The sequence below is a fragment of the Mycobacterium sp. TH-M116 genome, assembly GCF_057473685.1.
In genome coordinates this window covers 1-6,365 of the sequence record NZ_JBYCLC010000072.1, presented here as the reverse complement: position 1 = coordinate 6,365, position 6,365 = coordinate 1, and the positions used below count along the sequence as shown (strand labels likewise).

At 67.6% G+C, this 6,365-nt stretch carries 4 protein-coding genes; all 4 read right to left on the bottom strand.

Annotated elements, in window-relative coordinates; all coding sequences use genetic code 11:
* Positions 1-1,110 (bottom strand): alpha-amylase family glycosyl hydrolase (locus AC2VOK_RS03645; protein WP_428899267.1); only part of this gene is annotated, 1,110 nt, incomplete at its 3' end.
* 3 nt (positions 1,111-1,113) lie between these two features.
* Positions 1,114-3,309, bottom strand: coding sequence for a glycogen debranching protein GlgX (gene glgX, locus AC2VOK_RS03640; protein WP_428899266.1), 2,196 nt, complete (start codon positions 3,307-3,309; stop codon positions 1,114-1,116).
* A 37-nt stretch (positions 3,310-3,346) separates the two neighbouring features.
* Entirely contained in the window at positions 3,347-5,512 is a 2,166-nt protein-coding gene (locus tag AC2VOK_RS03635) for an acyltransferase family protein (protein ID WP_428899265.1), read from the bottom strand.
* A gap of 92 nt (positions 5,513-5,604) precedes the next feature.
* A complete protein-coding gene (ripD, locus tag AC2VOK_RS03630) occupies positions 5,605-6,351 on the bottom strand; it encodes an NlpC/P60 family peptidoglycan-binding protein RipD (RefSeq protein ID WP_428899268.1) in 747 nt (248 codons plus the stop codon).
* Positions 6,352-6,365 lie beyond the last annotated feature (14 nt).

The following is a 6,365-nucleotide window of genomic DNA, read 5'->3' as shown; positions in this document are numbered from 1 at the left end:
GTGGCTCAGCAGGGCGGCCACCGCCTCGGGCAGCAGCGGATGATCGGCGCCGGCGGCGGCGACGACGCTGCGGCGCAGCCGGCGCAGCTCGCTGGCCAACGTGTCAATGGCCGAGCGGACCTTGAGATCGGCCAGCTGCGCCGGCATCGCCTGGTAGTCCACTCCCGCGGATTCGACCAGCGCGGTCAGTGCCGGCGCGCCCGCCGGGTCGACGAAGATCCCTCCCACCTGGCGCAGCACGTCGTAGCCGGTGGTGCCGGCCACGGGCAGCGTGGGCTCGAGCGCCTCGTCGGGCGCCAGGATTTTTTCGACGACGATCCAGGCGTCGGAGCCGACGAGGTCACGCAGCTTTGCCAGATACCCGCAGGGGTCGGACAACCCGTCCGGGTGGTCGATCCGCACGCCGTCGACGAGTCCCTCGGCGAACCAGCGGGCGACCTCGCGGTGGCAGGTGTCGAACACCGTGGGATCCTCCTGGCGCAACCCGGCCAGCGAGGTGATCGAGAAGAACCGGCGATAGCCGCAGACACCGTTGCGCCAGCCGACCAGCCGGTAGTGCTGGCGATCATGGACCTCGGAGCCGGGGCCTGTCGCGGTGCCGGGCGCGATCGGAAACGCCAGATCACCCAACCGCAGCACGTCCCCGTCGACCTGCAGCGCGGCGGTGTCCTCGTCAGAAGCCAAGACCGGCAACACGATCCTGCCGTCCTCGTCCAGGTCCCAGTCGATGTCGAAAAACGTTGCGTAGGGAGAGGATCGGCCGTTCCGCAGGACGTCCCACCACCACGGGTTCTGTTCGGGTCTGTCGATGCCGACGTGGTTGGGCACGATGTCGACGATCAGCCCCAGCCCGCGCTTCCGGGCCGCCGCGGACAAGCGCGCCAGCCCCTCGGGGCCCCCGAGTTCGGGCGAGACGGCCGTGGGGTCGGTGACGTCGTAGCCGTGGCTGGAGCCGCGGACCGCCGTCGTGATGGGGGACAGGTACAGGTGCGAGACGCCCAGGTCGTCGAGGTAATCCAGCAGTTCCTCGGCGTCGGCGAAGGTGAATGCGAATCCGCTCGATTCGCCACGCAACTGCAACCGGTAGGTGGCCAGAACTGGTAATGCCATGCGCTACAACGTCTTGCGTAAGACCAGCAGTGAACGCGACGGCACAGTGATCTTCTCTTCGGCGTTGACGACCTGGTCGGCCTGGCCGGCCGGATCGTTGGTGTCCAATTCCACGGTCCACTCCTGGGCGTAGTCGGAGTGCGGCATGACGAACTCCAGCGTCTGTTCGTCCGCGTTGAAGCACAACAGGAACGAATCGTCCACGACTCGCTCCCCGCGTGCGGTGGGCGCGGTGATGGCTTCGCCGTTGAGGAACACAGCCACGCACTTGTGCAGGGGTTTGCCCCAATCTTCGTGCGTCATCTCCTGGCCCCACGGCGTCAACCAGGCGATGTCGCGCACTTCGTCGGCGCTGCGGATCGGCTCACCGTCGAAGAAGCGTCGACGCCGAAACACCGGGTGATGTCGGCGCAACGTGGTCACCGTGCGGGCGAACGCCAGTAGATCCGGGTTTTTGTCGGCCAATGACCAGTCCATCCAGGACAATTCGGAGTCCTGGCAGTAGACGTTGTTGTTGCCGTTCTGGGTGCGCCCGAACTCGTCGCCGTGCAGGATCATCGGCGTACCCTGGCTGAGCATCAGGGTGGCCCAGAAGTTGCGCATCTGGCGGTGTCGGAGCGCCAGGACCTCAGGGTCGTCGGTGGGCCCCTCCACGCCGCAGTTCCACGACCGGTTGTGGCTTTCGCCGTCGCGGTTGTCCTCGCCGTTGGCCTCGTTGTGTTTCTCGTTGTAGGCCACGAGATCGTTCAGCGTGAAGCCGTCGTGGGCGGTGACGAAGTTGATGCTGGCGCTGGGGCGCCGGCCGGTCGCCTCATAGAGGTCGCTCGACCCGGTCAGCCGGGACGCGAACTCGCCGAGGGTTGCGGGTTCGCCCCGCCAGTAGTCACGCACAGTATCGCGGAACTTCCCGTTCCACTCGGTCCACAAACCAGGGAAGTTGCCGACTTGGTAGCCGCCCTCGCCGACGTCCCACGGCTCGGCGATCAACTTGACCTGGCTGACCACCGGGTCCTGCTGGACCAGGTCGAAGAACGCGCTGAGCCGGTCGACGTCGTGCAGTTCGCGGGCCAGTGTGGCGGCCAGGTCGAAGCGGAACCCGTCGACGTGCATCTCGCTCACCCAGTAGCGCAGCGAGTCCATGATCAGCTGCAGCACATGCGGGTGGCGTGCGTTGAGGCTGTTGCCGGTTCCCGTGTAGTCCTTGTACAACCGCAGGTCGTCCTCGACGAGCCGGTAGTAGGCGGCGTTGTCGATGCCGCGGAAGTTGATGGTCGGACCGAGGTGGTTGCCTTCGGCGGTGTGGTTGTAGACCACGTCGAGGATGACCTCGATACCGGCCTCGTGGAGGGCGCGGACCATGGCCTTGAACTCGGGGACACTGGCCTTGCGGTTGGCGGCATACTCGTTGTGCGGGGCGAAGAACCCGAATGTGTTGTAGCCCCAGTAGTTTCGCAGGCCCAGGTCCAGCAGTCGCGAGTCGTGCATGAACTGGTGGACGGGCATCAGTTCGATGGCGGTGACGTTGAGCGATTGCAGGTGATCGATGATCACCGGGTGGGCCAGCCCCGCGTAGGTACCGCGCAACTCGTCGGGAATGCCGGGATGGGTCTGCGTCATGCCCTTGACGTGGGCCTCGTAGATGACCGTCTCGTGGTACGGGGTGTTGGGGGACCGGTCATAGGCCCAGTCGAAGAACGGGTTGATCACGATGCTGGTCATGGTGTGGCCCAGCGAGTCCACCATCGGGGGAGTCCCGGTGTCGGCGTTGTCGGGGTCGTGCGGGTCGACGGCCTTCATGTCGTAGGAGTACAGCGCCTGGTCGAAGCCGAAGTCGCCGTGAAAGGCCTTGCCGTAAGGGTCGAGCAGCAACTTGCTGGGGTCGCAGCGGTGGCCGGCCGCCGGAGCGAAGGGACCGTGGACGCGGAATCCGTAGTGTTGGCCCGGGCCGACGTTGGGCAGGTAGGCGTGCCAGACGAACCCGTCGACTTCCTCCAGGGAGATCCGGGACTCGTCTTTGCCGTCGTCGTCGATCAGGCACAGTTCGACCTTCTCGGCGATCTCGGAGAACAACGCGAAGTTGGTGCCGGCGCCGTCGTAGGTGGCTCCCAGCGGGTAGGGAGTTCCCGGCCACACCGTGGCGAGTCTGGGATGGTCGGGATCATCAGCGCCTGCTTTGGAGGCGCGATTGTTCGTCGGCATCACAAAACCTTATCCGCGCCGCGGGCTCCTCAGCTCGTCACCACCAGCCGGTGTTCTCGGCGATCTGGCGGCCCAATTCGTTGGTCATGGTTCGCACGTAGGTGGGGGACAGGTGGTGCGCCCCGTGGTAGATCAGCACGTTTCCCTCGACCGCGCGGCAGACGTCGGCCCGGCAGACCGCGTCCGACATGTCGAGCGGCTTGAGCAGCGGGAACCGGTCGACGAATTCCAGGGTCGGATTGTGGTCGGCCAGCACCGCGGAACGCTTGATCCCGCAGGACACCGCATTACCTCCCTTGGCCAGGCAGTCCGCGGGGTCGAACGGTTTGCCGTCCTTGACCAGCCACGGGGTGTCGCGCATGGCCAGGACGGGAATGTTGTTGTCGGAGAACGCCTGCCAGATCCCGATGTAGGTCGCCGGCATGACATCGCCGGGTTTGATGTTCCACGGGCGAGTCGAGGTGGTGAACACGTAGTCGGGATGATCGGCGATCAGCTTGGCCATCGTCCGCTGCACCCAGACGCGGCATTGCGGGTACGCGGCGTTGTTGCCCATGATCAGCGGAACTTCCGCCGTCGACAACGGGCAGCCCATTTTCAGGTAGGTGACCACTTTGAAGTGATGCTGGCGGCCTAGTTGGTCGAGCGCGGGCAGCCAGTGCTCGGCGTGCGACCCGCCCGCCAGCGCGATCGTGCGGGTGGCGGCCGGGTCGCCGTAGGTGCAGTTGACCACCGCCGGGTTGGCGAAGTTGCTGATGCACCCGTCGCGGGTGGAGGCGGGGTAGTCGTGGCGGACCTCCAGAACGGTGGGCCGCATGCGCAACGTGGGCACCCGCACGTGCGCGGTCAGTGCGCGGGCACCGGGATAGTCCCGGGCGCTCAGGCCGCTGAGTTCTTTGCCTGCGGCCCGCAGGTCGGTGACGTGCTCGCGCCAGGTGAACGACGTCGCGGTCAGCGTCACACCCAGCAGCACCACCGCCGACCCCAGCGCCATCGTCGGCCGGCGCAGGCGGGCCTGCCACGGGATCGCGGGGGCCGCCGCGCCGGCGGCCGCTCGGTAGCGCAGCGGGTTCTCGACGAGCCGGGTGGTCAGGTAGGCCAGCACCCCGGACACCGCCAGCACCGCCGAGCCCTCGAGGAAGTTGGCGTGCCGGTGACCGGTGAAGGACAGCCAGAAGATCAGCAGCGGCCAGTGCCACAGGTAGAGCGAGTACGCGATGGTGCCCAGCGCCACCAACGGACCGGTCGCGAGGAGCCGATTGGGCAGCGGCAGCCTACGGCTACCGTCGGGATCGGCCGGCAGGTTGGCGCCGGCGAGGATCATCAGCATGGTGGCGCCCACCGGTACCAGCGTCCAGGGGCCCGGGAATTCGCGCACGCCGTCGATGAGCGCGCCGCAGGACACGATCGTGGCCAGCGCAATGGTGGCGACCGTCGTGCGCAGCCACATCGGCCAGCGCAGGTAGGGCACCACCGCACCGGCGAGTGCGCCCAGCAGCAACTCCCAGCCCCGCGCGAAGCTGTTGTAGTAGGCCGTCGACTGGTTGTCCTGATGGGCGATGATCGCGCAGACGAACGAGGCCACCGTCAGCGCGCCCAGCAGCACGACGAACCCGGTGCGCAGGCGAGCGGCACGTTGACCCCTGGACAGTCGGCGCCACAGAGAGGCGAAACCGGCGACCAGCAGCAGGAAGGCGATGTAGAACTGGCCCTGCACCGACATCGACCAGATGTGTTGCAGCGGGCTGACCGCCTCGCCGGCCTTGAGGTAGTCGGACACGGTGTCGGCCAGTTCCCAGTTCTGGTAGTAGCCCAGGCTGGCCAGACTCTGGTTGGCGAACGCCTCCCAGCGTGTCTCGGGCTGCACGAGGATCGTGAGCACCGCGCAGGCGGCCAGCACCACGACCAGAGCGGGGACCAGTCGGCGGACCAGCCGGATCGCCTCGGCGACCGGCGACAGCGACGCGGTGGGTTTGAGCGTCGCGCGCAGGATCTTGCCGCCGAAGAAGAACCCGGACAGCGCCAGGAACACGTCGACGCCACCGGAGACGCGGCCGAACCAGACGTGGAACATCGCGACCAGCGCAATGGCGATACCGCGCAGGCCGTCGAGGTCGTGGCGATAAAAGCTGGCCGGGCGAGCCCAGCTGACCGGCTCCGGGTCGGTGGCCGGCGGACGGGTCGGGGACGAGAGGCGCAACATGGTTGGTGCCAATTTACCTAAACCGCCACCTGCTCTCTGTCGTGATCACCGGTGATCGAGCAGGTGGCGGCTGTTTGGCAGGGCAGCGGCTGTCAGCGCGCGATGCCGGCGGGCGCGGGCTGCAACGTTGCCGGTTGTGTCGGCAACTGCAGCGCCGGCATTTGCTGCAGGGGTGCCTGCTGGACCGGCCGCTGCTGCGGAGCCTGCTGGGCGGGTGCCTGCTGGGCGGGCGCTTGCTGCAGCGGAGCCTGCTGGGCGGGTGCTTGCTGCAGCGGTGCTTGCTGGGCGGGTGCCTGCTGGGCGGGCGCTTGCTGCAGCGGAGCCTGCTGGGCGGGCATCTGCTGGGTACCGAGGACCCGGACCAGGTAGGGCGTCATACCGTTGCTGCGCACCGGCGCGACCTGGACGACGTCGCCGACTTCCAGCATCTGCCCGTTACCCAGGTACATCGCCACGCTCTGAGTGCCCTCGGGGCCATAGAAGAGCATGTCGCCCCGACGAGCCTGCTGCGGCAGCACCTTCTGTCCGAGCTTGTAGATCTCGCCGGAGGAGCGCGGCAGCCGGATCCCGGCGCCCGCATAGGCGTACTGCATCAGGCCCGAGGCGTCGAAGCCGACAGTGGTGATGCCGCTTCCGCGGCCGCGGGTCGGGCCCGTGATGCCGCCGCCGCCCCAGGCGAACGGCACGCCCCGCTGGGACAGCCCGCGCATGACGACGACGTCGGTGGCCTGCTGATAGTCCATCGGCCGCACGACCGGGTCTGCGCTCGCCACGGCCGGCGCGAGCAACGCGCCGGCCAGCATGGCCAGGCCCGTTGCGAAGAGGTAAAGGCGTTTCATGCGGGTTCCTTCCG

Excerpts from the sequence above, each read along its gene's own strand:
- glgX (WP_428899266.1), bottom strand. The coding sequence starts at position 3,309 with ATGCCGACGAACAATCGCGCCTCCAAAGCAGGCGCTGATGATCCCGAC.
- AC2VOK_RS03635 (WP_428899265.1), bottom strand. The coding sequence starts at position 5,512 with ATGTTGCGCCTCTCGTCCCCGACCCGTCCGCCGGCCACCGACCCGGAG.
- ripD (WP_428899268.1), bottom strand. The coding sequence starts at position 6,351 with ATGAAACGCCTTTACCTCTTCGCAACGGGCCTGGCCATGCTGGCCGGC.